The sequence below is a fragment of the Streptomyces sp. NPDC107500 genome, from assembly GCF_055582785.1.
The window spans coordinates 488,174-510,806 of record NZ_JBVJPF010000002.1 but is presented as its reverse complement, the minus strand read 5'-3'; the positions used below and the strand labels follow the sequence as shown (position 1 = coordinate 510,806).

The window sequence follows — 22,633 nt, the reverse complement described above, 5'->3', positions numbered from 1 at the left end:
GATCAGAGGTCGGGGACGGGCCGCTGCGGCGTCCGGAACGCCAGCCGCCCGTCCTCGACGTCGACCGTCACCCGGCCGCCCTCCGCGACCCGGCCGTCGAGCAGCAGCCGGGACAGCTCGTTGTCGACCTCGCGCTGGATGGTGCGGCGCAGCGGACGGGCGCCGTACTCCGGCTGGTAGCCCCGCTCGGCGAGCCAGTCCACCGCCGCGTCGGTGAAGTCGACGGTGATGCCCTGCGCGCGGACCATGCGGCGGGTCTGCTCCAGCAGCAGGCTGGTGATCTGCCGCAACTGCTCCCCGCTGAGCTGCCGGAAGACCACGATCTCGTCGACGCGGTTCAGGAACTCCGGCCGGAAGTGCTCGCGCAACGGACGCAGCACCTGCTCGCGCCGCGCCTCCTCGTCCGCCTCCGCGCCGCCGGCGCCGAAGCCGATGCCGGCACCGCGCCGGGTGATCACGTCGGAGCCCAGGTTGCTGGTCATCACGACGACCGCGTTGGTGAAGTCCACGGTCCTGCCCTGCGAGTCGGTCAGCCGGCCGTCGTCCAGGACCTGGAGCAGGATGTTGAAGACGTCGGGGTGCGCCTTCTCCACCTCGTCCAGCAGGAGCAGCGAGTACGGGTGCCGGCGCACCACCTCGGTGAGCTGACCGGCCTCCTCGTGCCCCACGTAGCCGGGCGGGGCGCCGACCAGGCGGCTGACCGTGTGGCGCTCCTGGTACTCGCTCATGTCGAGGCGGACCATCCGGTCCTCGCTGCCGAAGAGCGCCTCGGCCAGCGCCCGGGCCAGCTCCGTCTTGCCGACACCGGTCGGGCCGAGGAAGAGGAAGCTGCCGATCGGCCGGTCGGGGCTGGAGAGCCCGGCGCGCGAGCGCAGCACGGCGTCGGAGACGACCCGCACCGCCTCCTCCTGGCCGACCACGCGTTCGTGCAGGTGGGACTCCAGCCCCAGCAGGCGGTCCTTCTCCTCCTGGGTGAGGCTGCTGACCGGGATGCCGGTCTGCCGGGACACCACCTCGGCGATGGACTCGGTGCCGACGACCAGGTTCAGCCCCTCGTCGGCCTCGCCGGCGCCGTCGGCCTCGGTGATCCGCTGCTTCAGCTCGCCGATCCGGTCGCGCAACTGGGTGGCCTGCTCGTACTGCTCGTCCGCGACCGCCTGGTCCTTGTCCCGGAGCAGCTGGTCGACCTCGCGCTCCATGGCCCGTACGTCCGTGCCCTTGGTGCGCGCCCGGAGCCGGACGCGGGCGCCCGCCTGGTCGATCAGGTCGATCGCCTTGTCCGGCAACCGGCGGTCGGTGAGGTAGCGGTCGGACATCTGCACGGCCGCCACCAGCGCCTCGTCGGTGTAGCGGACCTGGTGGTGGGCCTCGTAGCGGTCCCGCAGGCCGCGCAGGATCTCGATGGCGTCCGCGGGGGTGGGCTCGGGCACCAGGATCGGCTGGAAGCGGCGGGCCAGCGCCGCGTCCTTCTCGATCCTGCGGTACTCCTCCAGCGTGGTGGCGCCCACGACGTGCAGCTCGCCCCGGGCCAGCGCCGGCTTGAGGATGTTCCCGGCGTCCATCGAACCGCCCTCGCCGCCCCCGCCGGCGCCGACCACGGTGTGCAGCTCGTCGATGAAGATGATCAGCTCGTCGGAGTGGGCGCGGATCTCGCCGACGATGTTGTTCATCCGCTCCTCGAAGTCGCCCCGGTAGCGGGTGCCCGCGACCACGCCGGTCAGGTCCAGGGCGACCACGCGGCGGCCGAGCAGTACGTCGGGGACGTCGGCGTCGGTGATGCGCTGCGCCAGCCCCTCCACGACGGCGGTCTTGCCGACGCCCGCGTCACCGATCAGCACCGGGTTGTTCTTGCCGCGGCGGGAGAGCACCTCGACGGTCTGCTCGATCTCGTCCTCGCGGCCGATCACCGGGTCGATCCGGCCCTGCTGGGCCAGGTCGGTGAGGTCGCGGCCGTACTTGTCCAGCGTCGGCGTGTTCGTGGCCCGCGCGCCCTCGGGGCCGGCCTTGCCGGTCTCCGGCGACTCCGTGGGCAGGCCGGAGGGTGCGAACCGGGCCGCGTTCAGGATGTGCCCGGCGGCCGAGTCCGGGTTGGCGGCCAGGGCGCTGAGCACGTGCTCCGGGCCGATGTACCCGGTGCCGGTCGTCCGGGCCAGTTCGTGCGCGTCCAGCAGCGCCCGCTTGACGGCCGGGGTCAGTGAGAGCGACGTCGGCGGCGGGGCCTCGCCCGGCGCGTGCTGCGCCGGGCCGGTCCGCTCGTCGATCTGCGACGCCAGCGAATCGGGGTCGGCCCCGGCGCGGCTCAGCAGGCCCCGGGTCGGTTCGGTGGCGAGCGCGGCCCGCAGCAGGTGCTCCGTGTCCAGGTCCCGGCTGCCGTGCTCGGCCGCGTACTGGGCGGCGCCGCGCACCAGCTCCCGGGCCGGCTGGCTGAGCAGCCTGCCGATGTCGATCTGCCTGGGCTTCGGCCCGCCGAAGAAGCGTGCCAGGAATTCCGCGAACGGGTCGCCCTCCGGGCCCATGAAGCCGCTGGTCATCGTTTCCGGCCCTCCGCTGCTTCGCTGATCGGCGTACCGGGGCCGGGTAACCCGGTCGGCGCGCGCTCATGCCCCAACATGACACGTTCTGTGCCGGTGGGCATGTCCGCGGAGGCGGGCGGACCCCGGGCCGGGGCCTACCGGACCTGGAGGGCGTCCCGTGCGGTCAGGACGCGCGGGCCGCTGTCCGTGATCGCCACGGTGTGCTCCACGTGCGCCGCGCGTGAGCCGTCGTTGGTGCGCAGGGTCCAGCCGTCGGCGGCCGCGTGGTAGTCGTCCCGGCCGCCGGCGATCAGCATCGGCTCGATGGCGATGACCATGCCGTGGCGCAGTGGGAGTCCGCGTCCCGGCCGGCCCTCGTTGGGCACGCCCGGGTCCTCGTGCATCTGCCGGCCGATGCCGTGGCCGCCGAAGTCGTCCATGATGCCGTAGCCGCCCGCCCGGCACACCGTGCCGATCGCGTGCGAGATGTCGCCGATGCGATTGCCCACGACGGCCGCCGCGATGCCCGCCGCGAGGGCCCGCTCCGCGGTCTCGACCAGGGTGACGTCCGCCGGGCGCGGGGTGCCGACGACGAAGCTGATCGCCGAGTCGCCGGCCCAGCCGCCGAGCGTGGCCCCGCAGTCGAGTGAGACGAGGTCGCCGTCGCGCAGCCGGTAGCCGTCCGGGATGCCGTGCACGATCGCGTCGTTGACCGACGCGCAGAGGACGGCCGGGAAGGGGGTCGGCGCGAAGGAGGGCCGGTAGCCGAGGAACGGGGAGCCGGCCCCCGCCTCCTTCAGTACGCCGTGCGCCACCTCGTCCAGTTCCAGCAGGGAGACGCCCACGGCCGCCGCGTTCCGGGCGGCGGTCAGGGCGCGGGCGACGACCTGGCCGGCCGCGTGCATCGCGTCGATCGATGTGTCTGTCTTGAGCTCCACCATGCCAATTACTATACCGGTATTTGAATTGGGTCCGGTACGGGAAGCCGGTATTACAATGACGGTATGGTGCGCACCCCCCTGACCCCCGAAGAGCACGAGCGCGGCGAGCGGCTAGGCCGGCTGCTGCGGGAGGCCCGCGGCGAGCGGAGCATGACGGAGGTCGCCGCCGAGGCCGGCATCTCCGCCGAGACGCTGCGCAAGATCGAGACCGGCCGCGCGCCGACCCCGGCGTTCTTCACGGTGGCCGCGCTGGCCCGCGCGCTCGGGCTGTCCATGGACGAGCTGGCCGGGCTGTGTGTGCTCGCCGGGGTGTGAGGGTGCGGTGACGTCCCTCCCCGAAAACTCCCTGTAGCGGCGCCGTAACACGGCTGGTGTTCCCTACGTGACCGGACGGACCGGAGTCCTCCGGTCGGGCGGGAGCCGAACCATGGCCGTGGAACAACTGCCGCGTCGGGTCGGGGACTTCACCCGGTACCTGACCGGACTGCTGACGCGTCTGGACCAGGGCGCCGGCTGGTGCGGGGTGTTCTGGCAGCGTGACCCCGAGGGCATGCGGGCCTGTCTCGACGGGCGTGAGATCCCGCCCTGGGACGTGGTGGAGGCGCTGCTCCAGGACCTCGCCGGCCGGTACGGTGCCGCTGCCGCGGAAGCCGGGACGGAACCCGCCCGCGCGCTGCACGCCGCCGCGCTCACCGCGTACGACTCCCTGCCGGGCGCGCGTGACGCCCTGCGGGACCGGCTCGACGTCATGCTCCGCGAGCAGCGGTACGCCGCGGAACGCGAGATGCGGCTGACCCGGACGCTGTCCCACCCCGACACGACCCCGGAGACGGCCGCCTCCCTCCGGCTCGACCTCGCCTGGGCCCACGACGACCACACCCGGGCAACGGCCCGCTGCACCGAACTCCGATCCCGGCTGACGGCACTGGATGCCGTCCGGCGGGGGAGCGGGGGCATCCGGGCGGACGCCGGCCCAACGACCCCGGCGACCGGCACCCCGAGGCCCATTCCTCCGGGAGCCGACGCCTCCGCCCACGCGGCAGGGCCCGAAACCCCGGCCTCCGCCTCGGACGCGTCCGCGCCCGGGGGTGTCTCCGGGGGGATGGGGGGCGTCGGCCCCGCGCACCGCCTCGCGCCCGCCGCCTACGGCACGTCCGCGCAGCGCTCCGCGCCCACCGAGCCGCGCGAGGATCCCGCCTCCGCCTACGGCACGTCCGCGCCCGATCGGGTGTCCCGGACGCCCGCGAACGCGTCCCGGGTGTCGAGGGACGGCGCCCACGCCCACGGTTCCGCGCCGCCGGAGGGCCCCGCACGCCTTCCTGGCGCACCCGCACCCACCACCCCGCCCGCACCCACACCCACCACCCCGCCCCGGAACCCGGCCCCCAAACAGCGCAAACGCCGCCGTGGAGGTGCCCGTTTCGCCGGGGGCGTCGACGCGGACGTGAGTCCCGTCGTGCCCGGGCAGGTGCCGGTTCCGGTCGCGCCGGGGCGGCGTACGCCACGCGGAGCGCGGTTCGCGGGGGCGGAAGAGGCTGGGGAGCAGCCGGTGCCGAGCGCCCCCGACGTGCCGGGGGAGGGGGATCGGGCCGCCGTCGACGCGGTCGTCGAGGGGGTGGCGCGGCTGCGGGCCGCAGGGATGAGCGGGGAGGCGCACGCGCTGCTGGCCGAGGCGGCCCTCGGGCCCGCCGCCCGCTTCCCGCTGCTCGCCGCCCGGCTCGAACGGGCCGGGCTCGGCGCCGACTGGACCACCCTGCTGTGGGAGACCGCCTCCCTGCCCGCCGGCGCACTGGTCGCCGCCGCCGACGCGCTGGCCCTCGCCGGGCGCGCGGCCGACGCCGAGCAGGTGCTGCGGCAGGGCGTCGTACGGCCCGCCGCCGAGATCGGCGCGGCCGTCGCCGGTCTGGTCGCCGAGGGCCGGCACCGGGACGCCCGCGCGCTCCTCGACGCCTGCGTCCGCTCCCGCACCCCCGAGGACGCCGCCCGCAGCGCCGCACCGGACCCCGAGACGCTCGTGCCACTGCTGCTGGAGGCGGCGCACGACGTCTCCCGGGAACGCCACTGGGACCTCGTGCACGCCCTGCGCGTCGCCGGGTTCACCGCGTGAAATCCGCCCCCGTGACCCCACCGCCCCCACCACTCACCCACAGGAGTGCGAAAAGCGATCGACACCGCGCCTTGGCGACGATGGTCTTGGCAAGCCCGTCCGGCCAGGCTTACGTTCGTCCCTCTACGGCCCGCTCTACGGGCGTAGAGGCTCTGACGTCGCGTCGAAGGAGCAGCTCATGGCCAACGTCGTACGTGCCGCTCTCGTCCAGGCCACCTGGACCGGCGACACCGAGTCCATGGTGGCGAAACACGAGGAGCACGCCCGCGAGGCGGCCCGGCAGGGAGCCAAGGTCATCGGCTTCCAGGAAGTCTTCAACGCCCCCTATTTCTGCCAGGTCCAGGACCCCGAGCACTACCGCTGGGCCGAGCCGGTGCCCGACGGCCCGACCACCCGCCGCATGCAGGAGCTGGCCCGCGAGACCGGCATGGTGATCGTCGTCCCCGTCTTCGAGGTCGAGCAGTCCGGCTTCTACTACAACACCGCCGCCGTGATCGACGCCGACGGCACCGTCCTCGGCACGTACCGCAAGCATCACATCCCGCAGGTCAAGGGATTCTGGGAGAAGTTCTACTTCCGCCCCGGCAACCTCGGCTGGCCCGTCTTCGACACCGCCGTCGGCAGGATCGGCGTCTACATCTGCTACGACCGGCACTTCCCGGAGGGCTGGCGCCAACTCGGCCTCGGCGGCGCCCAGCTCGTCTACAACCCCTCCGCCACCCATCGCGGACTCTCCGCCCACCTGTGGCAGCTCGAACAGCCCGCGGCGGCCGTCGCCAACGAGTACTTCGTCGCCGCGATCAACCGGGTCGGCCAGGAGGAGTACGGGGACAACGACTTCTACGGGACGTCGTACTTCGTCGACCCGCGCGGGCAGTTCGTCGGCGAGCGCGCCAGCGACACCAAGGAGGAACTCGTCGTCCGCGACCTGGACTTCGACCTCATCGACGAGGTGCGGCAGCAGTGGGCCTTCTACCGCGACCGCCGCCCCGACGCCTACGAAGGGCTGGTGCGGCCGTGACCAAGGACCTGTTCGGCCGCCACCGCGCCGTCCTGCCCGAATGGCTCGCCCTGTACTACGAGGAGCCGCTGGAGATCACGCACGGCGAGGGCCGGCACGTCTGGGACGCCGCCGGCAACAAGTACCTCGACTTCTTCGGCGGCATCCTCACCACGATGACCGCGCACGCCCTGCCCGAGGTGACCAAGGCGGTGAACGAGCAGGCCGGACGGATCATCCACTCCTCCACCCTCTACCTCAACCGGCCCATGGTCGAACTCGCCGAGCGCGTCGCCCACGTGTCCGGCATCCCGGACGCCCGCGTCTTCTTCACCACGTCCGGCACCGAGGCCAACGACACCGCGCTGCTGCTCGCCACCACGTACCGGCGCAGCAACACCATCCTGGCCATGCGCAACAGCTACCACGGCCGCTCCTTCAGCTCGGTCGGCATCACCGGCAACCGCAGCTGGTCCCCGACCTCGCTGTCCCCGCTCCAGACGCTCTACGTCCACGGCGGCGTCCGCACCCGCGGCCCCTACGCGCACCTGGACGACCGGGACTTCGTCGCCGCGTGCGTCGACGACCTCACGGACCTCCTCGGCCACACCCGCGCCCCCGCCGCTCTGATCGCCGAGCCGATCCAGGGCGTCGGCGGCTTCACCTCCCCGCCGGACGGCCTGTACGCGGCCTTCCGCGAGGTGCTGCACGAGCGGGACATCCTCTGGATCGCCGACGAGGTGCAGACCGGCTGGGGCCGCACCGGCGACCACTTCTGGGGCTGGCAGGCGCACGCGCAGAGCGGCCCGCCGGACATCGTCACCTTCGCCAAGGGCATCGGCAACGGCATGTCCGTCGGCGGTGTCGTCGCCCGCGCCGAGATCATGAACTGCCTGGACGCCAACAGCATCTCCACCTTCGGCGGCACCCAGGTCACCATGGCGGCCGGCCTCGCCAACCTCGCGTACCTGCTGGAGCACGACCTCCAGGGCAACGCCCGGCGCGTCGGCGGGCTGCTCCTCGAACGGCTGCGGGCGGTCGCCGCCCAGGTGCCGCACGTACGGGAGGTCCGGGGGCGCGGGCTGATGCTGGGCATCGAGCTGGCCCGGCCCGGCACCGACGAGGCGGCGCCCGAGGCGGCGGCCACGGTGCTGGAGGAGGCCCGCGCGGGCGGGCTGCTCATCGGCAAGGGCGGCGGCCACAACACCAGCGCCCTGCGCGTCGCGCCGCCGATGACCCTCACCGTCGCGGAGGCCGAGGAGGGCGCGGCGATCCTCGAACGCGCCCTGCGGAGCATCTGACAGCAGCGTCCCGAGCAGAGGAACCGCCGCCATGACCTCCACCCCGGACACACCCGTCACCCCGGAGCAGCAGCCCTGGGAACCCGCCCTGTCGGTCCGTCAGGTCCTGGGCCTGGAGCGGGTGCTGGCCGGACAGCCCGAGGTGGTGGCCGGCGCGCACCGGCTCGACCGGCCGGTGCGCTGGGTGCACGTGGCCGAGGCCGCCGACGTCGGCGTGATGCTCAGCGGCGGCGAGATGGTCCTCACCACCGGGGTGCTGCTCGCCGGTGACGAGGACAAGCAGGGCGAGTACATCCGCTCCCTGGACCGGGCGGAGGCGGCCGCCGTCGTGCTCGGCCTCGGCCGCGCCTTCCCCGCCCCGCCGGACGTGATGCGGCGGGCGGCCGAGCGGTGCGGGCTGCCCATGGTCGTCCTGCACCGGCCGTTCCCCTTCGCCGAGCTGACCGAGGAGGTGCAGTCCCGGCTGCTGCGGCGCAAGTTCGCCGCCGTCAGCCTCTCCGAGGCCGTCCGCACCGAACTGACCGGCCTGATCACCGCGGGCGCCCCGGTGCAGCGCCTGCTCGACGAGGTCGCCCGGCACGGAGGCTGCCCGGTCGTCGTCACCAACCTCGCCCACCGCGTCCTCGCCACGGCGGGGGAACGGCCCGCGGTCGACGACGTGCTCCGGGACTGGGAGCGCATCGCCCGCCAGGCCGGGGCCGGCACCGCCGACGGCTGGATCCGCGCCGAACTGACCTGCCGGGGGGAGCGGTGGGGCCGGCTGGTGCTGTGCGGCTACCGCGGCGACCGGGCCGCGGGACGGCTGCTGGCCGAGCGCGCCGCCGAGGCGCTCGTCCTGCACCGCATGCTCGGCGGCGACGGCACGCACACCGGCGGCCCCGGCGGCTCCTGGAACTCCTGGGAGGAGCAGTCCGCCCGGAGTCTGCTCACCGACCTGGTCAGCGGCGCCGTACCGGCGCGGCAGCTGCTGCCCCGGGCGCGCGCCGCCGGACTGCCGGTCAACCGCCGGGTCTTCGTCCCGCTCGTCGTCCGCGAGCACGACACCGCACGTCTCGACCGGGTGCTGCGGCTGCTGGGCCTGTCCGGCATCGCCGCCGGGCTCGCCGACGACCGGGTCGCCGTCCTGCTCAGCCTCGCCCCCGACCAGGACGCCAAGGCGCTGACCGCCCACTTCGCGGCCCGGCTGCGGTCGGAACCGGACGCCGCGCACACCGTCGTCGCGGCGGCCGACGCCCGCACCGACTGGGCCGGCGTACCGGCCGGCCTGCGCGAGGCCCAGCACGTCGCCGACGCCGTGGCCGACTCCCCGGCCGCCCTCGACCTGCCGCCCGTGGTGCGCCTGCGCGACGTCCACCTGCGCGGCCTGGTCCGGCTGCTGCGCGACGACCCGCACGTCCAGTCCTTCGCCGAGCGGGAACTGAACGGACTGCTGCGCAGCCCCGACGAGGACCTGCTCGGCGTGTTGCGCACCTACCTCGCCACCGGCCGCAACAAGTCCCGCACCGCCCAGCTCCACCACGTCTCCCGGCCCGCCCTCTACCGCAGGCTGGAGGCGATACAGGGACTCCTCGGCGTCGACCTCGACGACTTCGAACAGGCCGCCTCCGTCCACATCGCGCTCCTCGCCCACGACGCACAACAGGGGTGACACCGTGCAATGCCCGACCCCCGCAGACGTGACACCGTGCCAGTCGAACCGGCCGTCGGCGCTCCCTAGGCTCGCCCCACACGCAGCGCCACACCGAGCGAGTGGAGGCCGAAGATGAGCCGAGTGATCCGTGCCGCGCTCTTCCAGACCGCCTGGACGGGCGACAAGGAATCGATGATCCAGGTCCACGAGCAGGCGGTCCGCGACGCCGCCGCGCAGGGGGCCCAAGTGCTGTGCTTCCAGGAGCTGTTCTACGGCCCGTACTTCTGCCAGGTCCAGGACCCCGAGTTCTACGCCTACGCCGAGCGCGTCCCCGACGGCCCGATCGTCGAACGCTTCCAGCGGCTCGCCCGCGAACACGGCATCGTCCTGGTGCTGCCGATGTACGAGGAGGAGCAGCCCGGCGTCCTCTACAACACCGCCGCCGTGCTCGACGCCGACGGCTCCTACCTCGGCAAGTACCGCAAGACCCACATCCCGCAGGTGCGGGGCTTCTGGGAGAAGTTCTACTTCCGCCCCGGCAACTCCGGCTGGCCGGTCTTCGACACCGCCGTCGGCAAGGTCGGCGTGTACATCTGCTACGACCGGCACTTCCCGGAGGGCTGGCGGGCGCTGGGCCTCAACGGCGCCGAGGTCGTCTTCAACCCCTCGGCCACCTCGCGCGGCCTCTCCGGCTACCTGTGGCAGCTGGAGCAGCCGGCGGCGGCCGTCGCCAACGAGTACTTCGTGGGGGCCATCAACCGCGTCGGCGTCGAGGAGTACGGCGACAACGACTTCTACGGCACCTCCTACTTCGTCGACCCCGAGGCCCAGTTCGTCGGCGAGGTCGCGAGCGACAAGGAGACCGAACTCGTCGTGCGCGACCTCGACCTGGCCAAGCTGCGCGAGGTCCGCGACCGCTGGCAGTTCTACCGGGACCGCGCGCCGGGCGCGTACTCCCCGCTGACCGCGCCCTGACCGACCGGGCCCGGACCGCCCCTGACAGGAGGGAACAGCATGAGCAGCCGTACCGTCATCCGCGGCGGCCTCGTCATCACCGCGTCCGACGAGATCCGCGCCGACGTCCTGATCGAGGACGGCCGGGTCGCCGCCCTCGCCGCGACCGGCACCCCGGCCGCCGAATCCTTCACGGCCGAGCGCGTGATGGACGCGACCGGCAAGTACGTCATCCCGGGCGGTGTCGACGGGCACACCCACATGGAGATGCCCTTCGGCGGCACCTACGCGGCCGACACCTTCGAGACCGGCACCAGGGCCGCCGCCTGGGGCGGTACGACCACCATCGTCGACTTCGCCATCCAGAGCGTCGGCCACTCCCTGCGCGAGGGCCTCGACGCCTGGCACGCGAAGGCCGAGGGCAACTGCGCGATCGACTACGGCTTCCACATGATCGTCTCCGACGTGAACCAGGAGACGCTCAAGGAGATGGACCTGCTGGTCGAGGAGGGGGTCACCTCCTTCAAGCAGTTCATGGCCTACCCCGGCGTCTTCTACTCCGACGACGGCCAGATCCTGCGGGCCATGCAGCGCGCCGCCGAGAACGGCGGGCTGATCATGATGCACGCCGAGAACGGCATCGCGATCGACGTCCTGGTCGAACAGGCCCTCGCCCGCGGCGAGACCGACCCGCGCTTCCACGGCGAGGTCCGCAAGGCCCTCCTGGAGGCCGAGGCCACCCACCGCGCGATCAGACTCGCCCAGGTCGCCGGCGCGCCCCTCTACGTCGTGCACGTCTCCGCGACCGAGGCGGTCGCCGAACTGACCCGGGCCCGCGACGAGGGCCTGAACGTCTTCGGCGAGACCTGCCCGCAGTACCTGTTCCTGTCCACCGACAACCTCGCGGAGCCCGACTTCGAGGGCGCCAAGTACGTGTGCAGCACCCCGCTGCGCCCGCGCGAGCACCAGGCGGCGCTGTGGCGGGGCCTGAGGACCAACGACCTCCAGGTGGTGTCGACCGACCACTGCCCCTTCTGCTTCAGCGGCCAGAAGGAGCTGGGCCGCGGCGACTTCTCCAAGATCCCCAACGGGATGCCGGGCGTCGAGAACCGCATGGACCTGCTCCACCAGGCCGTCGTCGACGGGCACATCGGCCGCCGCCGCTGGATCGAGATCGCCTGCGCCACCCCGGCCCGCATGTTCGGCCTGTACCCGAAGAAGGGCACCATCGCGCCCGGCGCCGACGCCGACATCGTCATCTACGACCCGCACGCCGAGCAGGTCATCTCCGCCGAGACCCACCACATGAACGTCGACTACTCGGCGTACGAGGGCAGGCGCGTCACCGGCCGTGTGGAGACGGTGCTCTCGCGCGGCGAACTCGTCGTCACCGAGCGGGAGTACACCGGACACAAGGGCCACGGCGCGTACGTCCCGCGCTCCACCTGTCAGTACCTCAGCTAGGAGCCCAGCCCATGGACTTCGGACTCGTCCTGCAGACCGACCCGCCGGCCTCCCGCGTCGTCAGCCTGATGCAGCGGGCCGAGCGCAACGGCTTCAGCCACGGCTGGACCTTCGACTCCGCCGTGCTCTGGCAGGAGCCGTTCGTCATCTACAGCCAGATCCTGGCCAACACCACGCGCCTCAAGGTCGGCCCGATGGTCACCAACCCCGGCACCCGCACCTGGGAGGTGACCGCCTCCACCTTCGCCACCCTCAACGACATGTTCGGCAACCGCACCGTCTGCGGCATCGGCCGCGGCGACTCCGCGATGCGCGTGGCCGGCCGCAAGCCCAACACCCTCGCCCGCATCAGCGAGGCCATGAAGGTCATCAGGGCCCTGGGCCGGGGCGAGGAGGCCGACCTCGGCGGCGGCACCGCGGTCAGGTTCCCGTGGATCAGGCCGGGCGCCGAGGTGCCGGTGTGGATGGCGGCGTACGGGCCGAAGGCCCTGAAGATGACGGGGGAGGAGGCCGACGGCTTCATCCTCCAGCTCGCCGACCTCTACCTCACCGAGTACATGGTCAAGGCCGTCAAGGACGCCGCCGCGGCCGCCGGGCGGGACCCGGACGAGGTGACGATCTGCGTCGCCGCCCCCGCCTACGTGACCGCCGACGACTCGCCCGGGACGCTCGCCCACGCCCGCGAGCAGTGCCGCTGGTTCGGCGGCATGGTCGGCAACCACGTCGCCGACCTGGTCAGCAAGTACGGCGAGCACTCCGCCGCCGTCCCCGACGAACTCACCGACTACATCAAGTCCCGCGAGGGCTACGACTACGCCCACCACGGACGCAGCGGCAACCCGGACACGCAGTTCGTGCCGGACGAGATCGTCGACCGGTTCTGCCTGATCGGGCCGGCCGAGCAGCACATCGAGAAGCTCCAGGCCCTGCGCGCCCTCGGCGTCGACCAGTTCGCCGTGTACGACATGCACGACGCGCAGGAAGCGACGATCGACGCGTACGGCGCGGAGATCATCCCGGCACTCCACCGCTGACCGGAACCCGTTCCGGAACCCTCCGCCGAAGGGTCACGCCCATGACCGCGACCGTCCCGCCCACGCCGTCCGACCGCCCCATACCCGAGCAGGCGGGACGCGTCGAGCTCCCGCCCGGCACCGTCCTCACCGACAACCGCTTCGTCAACGACGACCTGCTGCCCGTGCCGCTGGCCCGCCGCCGCTGGACGACGTACAACTTCGCGGCCCTGTGGGTGGGGATGGCGCACAACATCCCCTCCTGGCTCCTCGCCTCCGGTCTCGTCGCGCTCGGCATGGACTGGAAACAGGCCGTGTTCACCATCGCGCTCGCCAACGTCATCGTGCTCGCGCCGATGTTGCTGACCGGGCACGCCGGGCCCAAGTACGGAATCCCGTTCCCGGTGCTGGCGCGTGCCTCGTTCGGGCTGCGCGGCGCCAACCTGCCCGCGCTGATCAGGGCCGGGGTGGCGTGCGCCTGGTTCGGCATCCAGACCTGGATCGGCGGCCAGGGGATCTTCGTCCTGCTCGGCAAGTTGTTCGGCGGCTGGGCCGAGGCGTCGGAGGTCGGCGGCCAGCCCTGGACGCTCTGGGTGTGCTTCGTCCTGTTCTGGGCCCTCGAACTGGCCATCATCTACCGGGGGATGGAGGCACTGCGCCGGTTCGAGAACTGGGCCGCGCCGTTCGTCATCGTCGGCGCGCTGGTCCTGCTGGTCTGGATCGCGAACAAGGCCGGGGGCCTCGGGCCGCTCCTCGACCAGCCCTCGCGCCTGGGCTGGGGCGCGGACTTCTGGCCGGTGTTCTTCCCGTCCCTCATGGGCATGATCGCCTTCTGGTCCACCCTGAGTCTGAACATTCCCGACTTCACCCGCTTCGGCGCGGGTCAGCGTGCCCAGGTCTGGGGCCAGACGCTCGGACTGCCCACGACCATGACGCTGTTCGCCCTGCTGTCCGTGTTCGTCACCTCCGGCTCGCAGGCGGTGTACGGGGCCGCGGTGTGGGACCCGGTCGCGCTCGCCGCCCGGACCGACAACGTCTTCGGACTGCTCTTCGCCCTGGTGACGGTGCTCGTGGCCACCATCTCGGTGAACATCGCGGCGAACGTCGTCTCACCGGCGTACGACCTGGCGAACCTGGCGCCACGGCTGATCAACTTCCGCACCGGTGCCCTGGTCACGGGTGTCGTCGGCGTACTGATCATGCCGTGGAAGCTCACCGAGACGCCCGAGCTGTACATCTTCACCTGGCTCGGCCTGGTCGGCGGGCTGCTCGGCACGGTCGCCGGCATCCTCATCGCCGACTACTGGCTGATCCGCCGTACCGTGCTGGACCTGCCCGCGCTGTACACACCCGGCGGGCGCTACTGGTACACCTCCGGCTGGAACCTGCGCGCCGTCGCCGCCTTCGTGGTCGGCGGGGTGCTCGCGGTGGGCGGCTCCCACTCGGCCCCGGGCAAGGGGCCCTTCCCCGAGGACGGGCTGATCCCCTTCCTCAAGCCCCTCGCGGACTACGGCTGGGCGGTGGGGCTGGGGGCGTCGCTCGTCGTGTACGTCGGGCTGACGGCGGGCCGCAGGCGTACCTGAGCGCCTGCGGCCGCGTCCGCCCGTCGTTGTCCGCCAGGGCCTGTCCGACAGGCCCTAGCGGGCCGTGCCGAAGTCCTGGGTCCAGTAGGAGCCGGGCTGCGCGAGGCCGACGCCGATCTCCTTGAAGTCGCAGTTGAGGATGTTCTCCTTGTGGCCGGGGCTGGACATCCAGCCCGCCATCACCTTTTCGGGCGTTTCATAGCCGTACGCGACGTTCTCGCCGTAGCTGCTCCAGTTGTACCCGGCGTTGGTGATGCGGTCCTCGGGTGACGATCCGTTCGAGCCGGAGTGCGACATGGTGCCGGTGGCCGCCATGTCCTCGCTGTGTGCCTGCGCGGCCTTGGTCAGGGCGGCGTTCACCGTCACCGGGGAGCAGCCGGCCTTGCTCCGCTCGGCGTTGACGAGTTCCACGACCCTGGCGACGTCGCCGGAGGCCGGGGTGGTGGCCGGCGGGGTGCTCGGGGACGCGGGGGCCGAGGGGGTGGGCTTCGCGGTGGCGGGCTCGGAGGCGTCGGCCGTGGGCCTGGAGGAGCCGGTGGACGGCTTGGAGCCGGCGTCGGACGGCTTGGCGGCGGGGGCCTCGGGGGTGGCCGTCGTCCGCGGCTTGTGCGCCTTGTGCGGCTTGCGTGACGGTTCGGAGTCCCGGTGCTTCGGTGCGGACGGCTTCGCCGACGGTGCCGCGGAGGGCTCACCGCTCTGCTGGCTGCTCCACTCCCGGTACCAGTTCGCGTCGCCCCACTTGTCCTTGGCCGTGGTCGAGGCGGCGGTGCTCTGCGGCTGCCGCTCCTCGTCGCCGGGCCAGTCGGAACAGGCCAGGGCGACGGAGGGTATGCCAATGGCCCCCGCGACCAGTGCCGCGACGACCGGCCGCCGGTAGCGCTGCTGGTGGCGATGCTTTCCCATGCGTGACCTCACTCGGTGGCGACATCCTGAGGTTGGTCATTCTTGGGACGGGCCGACACCGGGGCAAAGGGTCCTTCTACTACTGCGCCTAGTAGGCGGGTGCGGTACTTGCGGCGGACGGTCGGGCGTGCAGACCCTCTTTCATCGGTGACCGGTGGCGTCTGCCGCCTCGTCAGAAGGCCGCCCCGCGCGACGAATGGCAGGCTCTCCCGCATGGTCTGGACCACCACTCCCGCCGGCCTTTACCGCACCCGTGGCAAGCCGGACAAAGTCCTATTTGTCGCGGAGACGGCGTCTACTAAGGTGCCCGAAGAGATCGGTGAGCGGCGTGACGGATGTCACGGAACCTCGCGTTCCGGTTCAGCCCTGCCCGTTGGACAGGGCCGCCACGGCCTCCTTGGCCGCCTTGATGGCGCCCTTGTTGATGGTGTCCGAGGACGGCGCCTTCTTCGACTCGAAGTCACTGCCGTTGTACGTGATCATCATCAGGGCGTTGGCCGCGCGGACCAGCACGGTGCCCTCGCGCGTCTGCTGCTTGTCCTCGGTGGTCAGGTTCACCACCGAGTAGGCGCCGTCGCCGAGCCCCGGGACCTCGCCGCCCCCGCTGCGGTCGGCGACCCGCTCCTTGTACGACTTCTGCGCCGCCTCGTCGGACGCCATCACCTCGAAGGAGACGTCGAGCCAGCGGTAGTCGTATCCCTTGAGCGCGTTCCACGAACAGGTGCGGCGCACGTCCGTGTCGGTCGAGGGGATCTCCTTGCCGGCCGCCTTGGCACCCGGCACCAGCGAGGCGACCGTCTTCGTGGCCAGGCTCCCGCACGGCGCGGGGGCGGTGGCGTACGTCTTGGTCGCGGCTTCCGTGGCCGGCGCGGAGGCGGACCGCTCGGCGTTGTCGGGCGGCGTCTTGTCCGTCGCGGCCGGTGAGGTGTCCGGCCCGGACGACAGCGCCCAGCCCGCCGTGGCGAGCACGGCGACGGGCGCCAGACGCGCGGTCAGGGCGAGCGGCAGGGGAAGAGAACGCACGGCGCACTTCTCGTGGGGGATGGTGCGGAGGGAGGTCCGCACTGCGGACGGGACGTCAGTCTCACACGACTCCCTGTGGGGCGGAAGCCCGAACTCGGTGCGTGGCCGGGCGGTGACGCAGATGGAGCGTGCTCGGGGACGCGGGGGCGGAGGCCGGTGCGGGTGCCGCGGGGCGGGCGTGTGCGGAGCTGGTGCGGGTCGCGGGGCGGGCGCGTGCGGAGGGGGGCGGGCGCGGTGCGGTGGCGGGGTGGGCCGGAGCTGTGCGCCGGTGCCCGGTGTCCTGCCGGTCGCGGCCGTGCGGCCCGGTGTCGGCGGCGCGTCCGCGCGGGTCCGCTGCGGGGCACGGACGCCCCCGGCGGTGACCGGTCGCCGGGGGCGGCGCTCGCGTCAGGGGCGGACCGCGGTCACCAACCACACCCCGGCCCGCATGCGGACACCGCTGTCGGTGGCGTACGGGCCGAGGGCCGCCTCCAGTTCGGCCAGGCGGCCGGCGGGGAGCGCGCCGCCCGGGTAGCGGGACAGCAGGAACTCGACGGCGTCCGGGACGTCGCGGCCCCAGACGGCCTCGACGGTCACCGGCTCCACCGTCACCTCCTCGAACCCGGCGAGGACCTCCCGGACGCGGTCCGGGTCGGACAGCGAGGCCATCGCGGTCCGCGCGGCGACCGCTTCGGCCCCGGGCTCCTCGTCGACGAGCCGGGCGAACAGCGCGAGCGTCCGGGCCTCCGGCGAGTGCGGTCCCGGCGGTTGCGGGCAGACGAACGCCAGCCGCCCGCCGGGACGCAGCGCCCGCGCGAGATTGCGGAAAGCGGCGGCGTGGTCCTCGAAGAACATCACCCCGCCCCTGCTGACGACCACGTCGTAGGTGTCCGCCGGGAACGGGTGCACCTGCGCGTCGGCGCACATGTACGACGCGTTCGCGACCCCCTCGGCCGCCGTGCTCGCACGGGCCCGCTCCAGCAGAGGCGCCGAGATGTCGACGCCGACGGCGTGCCCGGGGGCGGCGAGCCGCGCCGCGACCCGGGTCGTCGCCCCCGCCCCGCAGCCGACGTCGAGGACCCGGTCGCCGGGCGCGACGGCCGCCGCGCCGAACAGGGCGTCGTTCAACCCGGCCAGCATCGCGTCGTAGCGGGCCTGGTGGGTGGCCCAGTGGGCGCCGACGGGGCCGTTCCAGGCCTCGGCCTGGCGGGAGTTGGCCACGAGGGTCATGAGGTCTCCTTGGCGGTGGAGCGGGTGCTGGAAGGGGCGGGCGGGCGGCCGTCGGGACGGGCGGCGGGCGCGGACAGTCCGCGTTCCACGCGGTCCACGGCGGCGAAGGCGCCGTACGCGACGAGGTGCACCAGGCAGTGGTCGGTGTGCTCGGGCCGGCGCCACGCCGCCACGTCCGCGTCCGTGACCCGGTACGGCGCGCACGCGGCCAGCAGCGCCAGCCGCGCCCCGGGCCGGGTCCGCCGGTCCGGGAACGGGTCGGGCGCGAGGGGCGGATGGGCCCCGCCCCATGCGTCCAGGGTCCGGCGTACGAGGGCCTGGTCGTCGGTGTCCAGGAGCCCCGCGCCGGACAGCGCGGCGGTGCGCAGTGCCGCGTACGCCGGGCCGACCGGCGTGCCCGCCGCCCACTTCGGACCCGGCCCGGGATCGTCCAGCAGGGGGAGTGAGGCGCCGGGTGCCACGGCCCGGCGCACGACACGCGAGAGCGACCGGCCCGCCAGGCTGCGCACCGGACGCAGCCGTTGCGCGTCGGCCGGGAACAGGTTCTCGGTCACCAGCGCGGACACCACACGGTTGATGAATTGGAAGGCCAGTACGGTCCCCAGGTAGCCGGGTGCCTCCTCGGGCGGGAACGGGTACGGCTCCCGCGCGGCCCCCGGCTCGCGGGTGCGCCGCGCCCAGTCCAGTACGCGCGCGTACCGCTCGTCCTCCGGTGCCAGGCCCCGGACCAGCCGCTCGGCCAGCGCGTGGTCGCCGGTGGCGTGCAGCAGGACGGTGTGCGCGTCCACGCAGAACGGGCACTTGTTGGCCGACGACACCCCGAACGCCGCGACCTCCTTGCCGGTCCGGTCGCCGGGACCGGCGATCAGGGACTCGCGCATCAGCGCCCACGCGGGGGCGAGCAGGGCGGGGGCGGAGGCGAGGACCACGAAGGTGGAGGGTTCGGCGATGCCGAAGTCCCGCGCCATCTGGGCGTAGGCCTCGGCGACGCGGCCGGTGGCCGTCTTCGGCGACGGCGGTTCGGTGTGACGGAAGGGTGTGGGCATGCACAGCAGCGTGCGCCGCGGGACCGCCCGCGGTCGTCGTACGGCCGGATACGGTCCGCACTGCGCCGGGGGTCGCGGTCACCGGGCGCACTACTTCGCCGGGAGTAGTCCGGGTGCCGTCCACAGGGCCGACGCGGCTGTCGGCGGGCCGGTCTAGTCTGCGCGTATGAGTGGGCGTCAGGTCGACCGCAGGGTGCTCGCCGACGTGGTCCTCGCGGCCGTGGTCGGCGCCCTCGGCATGGGCGTCGCCGCCTTCGACGACGCCACGGACGCGGTCGGCCTCACGCTCATCGCCCTCGCCTCGGCGTCCCTCGCCCTCCACCGAGCCGCCCCGCGCGCGGTGTTGGCCGCGGCCACGCTCCTCGGCACGGCGTACGTCGTCCACGCGCACCCCGGGCCGCTCTCCGCGCTGCCCGTCCTCGGCGCCGTGCACACCGCCGCCCGGGTCGGCCACCGGGGCCTGGCGGCGGCCGCCAGTACGGTGTTCCTCGCGGGGTACGTGGCGACCGGGCCCGGCACGCAGGAGGTGGCCGAGCGGGCCGGGCTGCTCGCCGGCTGGTTCCTGTGCGCGGTGGTGACGGGCCTGGCAGACCGCAACTGGCAGGCGTATCTGCGTCAGACCGAGGAGCGCGCCCAGGAGGCCGAGCGCACCCGCGAGGAGGCGGCCCTGCGCCGGGCCGGTGAGGAACGACTCCGTATCGCAAGGGAGTTGCACGACTCGCTGACCCACAGCATCTCCATCGTGAAGCTCCAGGCGGGCGTCGCCGTCCATCTGGCCCGCAAGCGCGGCGAGGAGGTGCCGCCCGCGCTGCTCGCCATCCAGGAGGCCAGCGGCGAGGCGATGCGCGAACTGCGCTCGGCCCTCCAGGTGCTGCGCGCCGACGAGCCGTCCGGTACCCCGGCGCTGCTCGTGGAGCGGGCCCGCGCGGCCGGACTGGCCGTCGAGCTGACGGTCACCGGCGACGAGCGCCCGCTGCCGCGGGCGGTGGACCGGGCCGCCTACCGCATCGTCCAGGAGGCCCTCACCAACGCGGCCCGGCACGCGGGACCGGCGAAGATCACGGTACGCGTCGACTACGGCGGTCGGGACGGGGAGTTGACCATAGACGTGGACGACGACGGAGCCGCCGACCCGGCCCGGCCGCCGGTACCGGGCACCGGGCTGACCGGCATGCGCGAGCGGGTCACGGCGCTGGGCGGCACCCTGCGCGCCGCGCCGCGCGCGGAGGGCGGCTTCGCGGTGCGTGCCAGGCTGCCGATGGGGGAGACGGTATGAGTGACGTCCTGCGCGTGGCGCTCGTCGACGACCAGGCGCTGATGCGGGCCGGGTTCCGCGCCCTCCTGGACGCGGAGGACGGCGTCGAGGTGGTCGGTGAGGCCGCCGACGGCGCGCAGGGTGTGGCGCTGGTGCGCGAGCAGGTGCCCGACGTGGCCCTGGTCGACGTGCAGATGCCGGTGATGACGGGCATCGAGGCGACCCGCCGCATCGCCGCCGACCCGGCGCTCGCCGCCGTCCGGGTGGTCATCCTCACCAACTACGGCCTGGACGAGTACGTCTTCGAGGCCCTGCGCGCGGGCGCGAGCGGCTTCCTGCTGAAGGACACGGAGCCGGCCGACCTGCTCCAGGCCATCCAGGTGGTCGCGCGCGGCGAGGCACTGCTCTCCCCGTCGGTCACCCGCACCCTCATCGGCGAGTTCGTCGCGCGTCCCCCGGACCGCTCCACCGCCCCCGGCCTGGACTGCCTCACCCGCCGCGAACGCGAGGTCACCGCGCTCGCCGCCCGCGGCCTGAGCAACGAGGAGATCGCCGCGCACATGGTGATCAGCCCGCTCACCGCCAAGACCCACATCAGCCGGGCGATGACCAAGCTGGGCGCCCGGGACCGGGCCCAACTCGTGGTGTTCGCCTACGAGTCGGGCATGGTGACGGCACGGGGCGGCACCCGGTAGTCCCGGGGCCCCGCCCGTCAGGGCACCCGCGCGGTCCACTCCGGGGAGGAGAACTTCGTCTCCGCCAGCTCCCGGGCCCGGGCCATCTCGTCGTCGGTCACCTTGCCCCGGCTCAGCCCGTACCGCGCGCCGAAGGAGGCGATCATCCGCCCGATCACGTCCTCGCGCGCCAGCCCGGTCTGCCGGCGCAACGGGTCCACCCGCTTCTTCGCGCTCCGGATGCCCTTGTCGGACATCTTCTCCCGCCCGATGCGCAGCACCTCCAGCATCTTGTCCGCGTCGATGTCGTAGGACATGGTCACGTGGTGCAGCACGGCGCCCGGACCGCCTCCAGGGCCGACGACGCGCTTCTGGGCGGCGCCGGCGATCTTGCCCTGGTCGGTGGCGATGTCGTTGAGCGGCTGGTACCAGGCGCGGATCCCCATCTCGCCCAGCGCCCCCAGTACCCAGTCGTCGAGGTAGGCGTAGCTGTCCTGGAAGGAGAGCCCCTGCACCAGCGCGTCCGGCACGGAGAGGGAGTACGTGATGGTGTTGCCGGGCTCGACGAACATGGCGCCGCCGCCGGAGATCCGGCGCACCACCTCGATGCCGTGGCGTGCGGCGCCCTCGGCGTCCACCTCGTTGCGCAGCGACTGGAAACTGCCGATGATCACCGCCGGGGCGCCCCACTCCCACACCCGCAGCGTCGGCGGGCGCCGGCCCGCGGCGACCTCGGCGGTCAGCACCTCGTCCAGCGCCATGTGCAGCGCCGGGGACTCGGGCCCCTCGTGGATCAGCTGCCAGTCGTAGTCCGTCCAGTCCGTGGCGTGCGCGAGCGCCCGGCGCACGGCGACCGCCACGCCCTCGGAGGTCAGCCCGTACATCACGGTGCCCTCCGGCAGCGCCGCCTCGATGCGCGCGGCGAGCCCCGCCGCGTCCGTGTCCGCCGGTGCGCCCTCCAGCGCGCGGTTCACGGCCGTCAGGGCCTCGTCCGGTTCGAGGAAGAAGTCACCGGCCACCCGCACGTGCCGCAGCACCCCGCCCTCGGCCTCGACATCCACCACGACCAGCTTGCCGCCGGGGATCTTGTATTCACCGTGCACCGTCGCGCCTCCGTTCCGCATCCGGGGCAACAGCCCGGCCGACCGGTGTGTTCCCACCGCGTGCCGGGCCGCTCCGGAGCCCGGCTAGCCTGGCCGCATGCGTGTCACCAGGGAACTGCCGACGCTCGCCGCCGGCGAGGTCGACGTCTCCTTCGTGATCAAGGGGTACGAGGAGTTCGTGGCCGCCGACACGGCCTGGAACGAGCACTCCCACCCGTGGCACGAGCTGCTGTGGAACGAGCGCGGCGCCTCCACCGCCGTGGTCGGCACCCAGGTGTGGTGCATCACGCCGACGCTGGGGCTCTGGATGCCCGCCGGACAGCTGCACTCCGCGTCCGCGGTCGCGGGCACCTCCTACCGCGCCCACTTCTTCCGGCACGGCACCGAGTCGGCGCTGCCCGACGTGCCGGTGTCCGTGGACATCACCCCGTTGCTCCGGCTCCTCCTGGAGCGGCTGGAGGAACCCGAGCTGTCCGCGCGCTCCCGGGCCGTGACCGAGGCCATGGTCCTCGACGTCCTGCGGCCGTCACCGCGGGCCCTGCTGGTGCAGCTGCCCACGTCCGAGCTGCTGCGGCCGATCGTGGACGCGGTCCGCGCGGACCCCGCCCACCAGCGGACGCTCACCGGCTGGGCCACCGCCCTCGGGTGCAGCGCCCGCACCCTGACCCGGGCGTTCCGGACCGAGACCGGCACCAGCTTCGCCCGGTGGGTCGCCTCGGTCAGGGCCCAGCACGCCGTGCAGCTGCTCTCCCAGGGTTTCGAGGTGGACGTGGTGGCCGACGCGGTCGGCTACCGCTCGGCCAGTGCCTTCGGCGCCGCCTTCCGGCGGACCACCGGCACCACGCCGGGCAGGTTCCGGGCGGGCTGACGGCGCCGCGGGGGCGTCGGCGGAACGCGTCTGGGAACGCGCCGGG

Annotated in this window: 19 protein-coding genes; 12 read left to right on the top strand and 7 right to left on the bottom strand. The window is 73.4% G+C overall.

What is annotated here, in order from left to right:
• Positions 1-2: 2 nt before the first annotated feature.
• Positions 3-2,531: an ATP-dependent Clp protease ATP-binding subunit gene (locus ACZ67M_RS08330; RefSeq protein WP_469850099.1), complete on the bottom strand. Its 2,529-nt coding sequence runs from the start codon at positions 2,529-2,531 to the stop codon at positions 3-5.
• Between the two features lie 137 nt (positions 2,532-2,668).
• On the bottom strand, positions 2,669-3,454 hold the full coding sequence (gene map, locus ACZ67M_RS08325; RefSeq protein WP_361358393.1) for a type I methionyl aminopeptidase: 786 nt from the start codon (positions 3,452-3,454) through the stop codon (positions 2,669-2,671).
• Positions 3,455-3,517: 63 nt separating this feature from the next.
• Here map and ACZ67M_RS08320 point away from each other — a divergent pair, with 63 nt between their 5' ends.
• The 9 genes from ACZ67M_RS08320 (at position 3,518) to ACZ67M_RS08280 (ending at position 14,506) form a co-directional block, all read left to right on the top strand.
• Positions 3,518-3,769, top strand: a complete 252-nt coding sequence (locus tag ACZ67M_RS08320; protein ID WP_064730573.1) for a helix-turn-helix domain-containing protein — start codon at positions 3,518-3,520, stop codon at positions 3,767-3,769.
• Positions 3,770-3,881: 112 nt separating this feature from the next.
• Positions 3,882-5,561 (top strand): hypothetical protein, encoded by a 1,680-nt coding sequence (locus ACZ67M_RS08315; protein WP_469850098.1) that lies wholly within the window; start codon positions 3,882-3,884, stop codon positions 5,559-5,561.
• Positions 5,562-5,739: 178 nt separating this feature from the next.
• On the top strand, positions 5,740-6,582 hold the full coding sequence (locus ACZ67M_RS08310) for a nitrilase-related carbon-nitrogen hydrolase (protein ID WP_307015984.1): 843 nt from the start codon (positions 5,740-5,742) through the stop codon (positions 6,580-6,582).
• Entirely contained in the window at positions 6,579-7,862 is a 1,284-nt protein-coding gene (locus ACZ67M_RS08305; RefSeq protein ID WP_469850096.1) for an aspartate aminotransferase family protein, read from the top strand. Before ACZ67M_RS08310 ends, ACZ67M_RS08305 begins: the two co-directional genes overlap by 4 nt.
• A gap of 31 nt (positions 7,863-7,893) precedes the next feature.
• The gene (locus tag ACZ67M_RS08300) at positions 7,894-9,510 is read left to right on the top strand and encodes a PucR family transcriptional regulator (protein ID WP_392101959.1); all 1,617 of its coding nucleotides are present in this window, start codon (positions 7,894-7,896) and stop codon (positions 9,508-9,510) included.
• 114 nt (positions 9,511-9,624) lie between these two features.
• The gene (locus ACZ67M_RS08295; RefSeq protein WP_469850093.1) at positions 9,625-10,467 is read left to right on the top strand and encodes a nitrilase-related carbon-nitrogen hydrolase; all 843 of its coding nucleotides are present in this window, start codon (positions 9,625-9,627) and stop codon (positions 10,465-10,467) included.
• A 39-nt stretch (positions 10,468-10,506) separates the two neighbouring features.
• Positions 10,507-11,910 (top strand): dihydropyrimidinase, encoded by a 1,404-nt coding sequence (gene hydA / locus ACZ67M_RS08290; RefSeq protein WP_469850092.1) that lies wholly within the window; start codon positions 10,507-10,509, stop codon positions 11,908-11,910.
• 11 nt (positions 11,911-11,921) lie between these two features.
• Entirely contained in the window at positions 11,922-12,944 is a 1,023-nt protein-coding gene (locus ACZ67M_RS08285; RefSeq protein WP_392235702.1) for a TIGR03842 family LLM class F420-dependent oxidoreductase, read from the top strand.
• A 41-nt stretch (positions 12,945-12,985) separates the two neighbouring features.
• Positions 12,986-14,506 (top strand): NCS1 family nucleobase:cation symporter-1, encoded by a 1,521-nt coding sequence (locus tag ACZ67M_RS08280; RefSeq protein WP_361358415.1) that lies wholly within the window; start codon positions 12,986-12,988, stop codon positions 14,504-14,506.
• A 54-nt stretch (positions 14,507-14,560) separates the two neighbouring features.
• Here the strand turns inward: ACZ67M_RS08280 and ACZ67M_RS08275 are convergent, their stop codons facing one another.
• The 4 genes from ACZ67M_RS08275 to ACZ67M_RS08260 all read right to left on the bottom strand — a co-directional run bounded on the left by ACZ67M_RS08275 (position 14,561) and on the right by ACZ67M_RS08260 (position 18,687).
• The gene (locus ACZ67M_RS08275; RefSeq protein WP_392235699.1) at positions 14,561-15,409 is read right to left on the bottom strand and encodes a CAP domain-containing protein; all 849 of its coding nucleotides are present in this window, start codon (positions 15,407-15,409) and stop codon (positions 14,561-14,563) included.
• Between the two features lie 360 nt (positions 15,410-15,769).
• Positions 15,770-16,432: a hypothetical protein gene (locus ACZ67M_RS08270; protein WP_361358421.1), complete on the bottom strand. Its 663-nt coding sequence runs from the start codon at positions 16,430-16,432 to the stop codon at positions 15,770-15,772.
• Positions 16,433-16,819: 387 nt separating this feature from the next.
• Positions 16,820-17,641 carry a class I SAM-dependent methyltransferase gene (locus ACZ67M_RS08265; RefSeq protein ID WP_469850090.1) on the bottom strand — a complete coding sequence of 274 codons (822 nt, stop codon included), beginning with the start codon at positions 17,639-17,641 and terminating at the stop codon, positions 16,820-16,822.
• On the bottom strand, positions 17,638-18,687 hold the full coding sequence (locus tag ACZ67M_RS08260; RefSeq protein ID WP_469850088.1) for a carboxymuconolactone decarboxylase family protein: 1,050 nt from the start codon (positions 18,685-18,687) through the stop codon (positions 17,638-17,640). The genes ACZ67M_RS08265 and ACZ67M_RS08260 overlap by 4 nt, the downstream gene beginning before the upstream one ends.
• Positions 18,688-18,853: 166 nt before the next feature.
• On the opposite strand from ACZ67M_RS08260, the gene ACZ67M_RS08255 reads away from it, so the two are divergent.
• Entirely contained in the window at positions 18,854-19,963 is a 1,110-nt protein-coding gene (locus ACZ67M_RS08255; RefSeq protein WP_469850086.1) for a sensor histidine kinase, read from the top strand.
• Positions 19,960-20,637 (top strand): response regulator transcription factor, encoded by a 678-nt coding sequence (locus tag ACZ67M_RS08250; protein WP_361358433.1) that lies wholly within the window; start codon positions 19,960-19,962, stop codon positions 20,635-20,637. The genes ACZ67M_RS08255 and ACZ67M_RS08250 overlap by 4 nt, the downstream gene beginning before the upstream one ends.
• 17 nt (positions 20,638-20,654) lie before the next feature.
• On the opposite strand, the gene ACZ67M_RS08245 is transcribed toward ACZ67M_RS08250, so the two are convergent.
• Positions 20,655-21,719 (bottom strand): lipoate--protein ligase family protein, encoded by a 1,065-nt coding sequence (locus ACZ67M_RS08245; RefSeq protein ID WP_361358436.1) that lies wholly within the window; start codon positions 21,717-21,719, stop codon positions 20,655-20,657.
• Positions 21,720-21,816: 97 nt separating this feature from the next.
• Here ACZ67M_RS08245 and ACZ67M_RS08240 point away from each other — a divergent pair, with 97 nt between their 5' ends.
• Entirely contained in the window at positions 21,817-22,587 is a 771-nt protein-coding gene (locus tag ACZ67M_RS08240) for a helix-turn-helix transcriptional regulator (protein WP_361358439.1), read from the top strand.
• Positions 22,588-22,633: the final 46 nt, after the last annotated feature.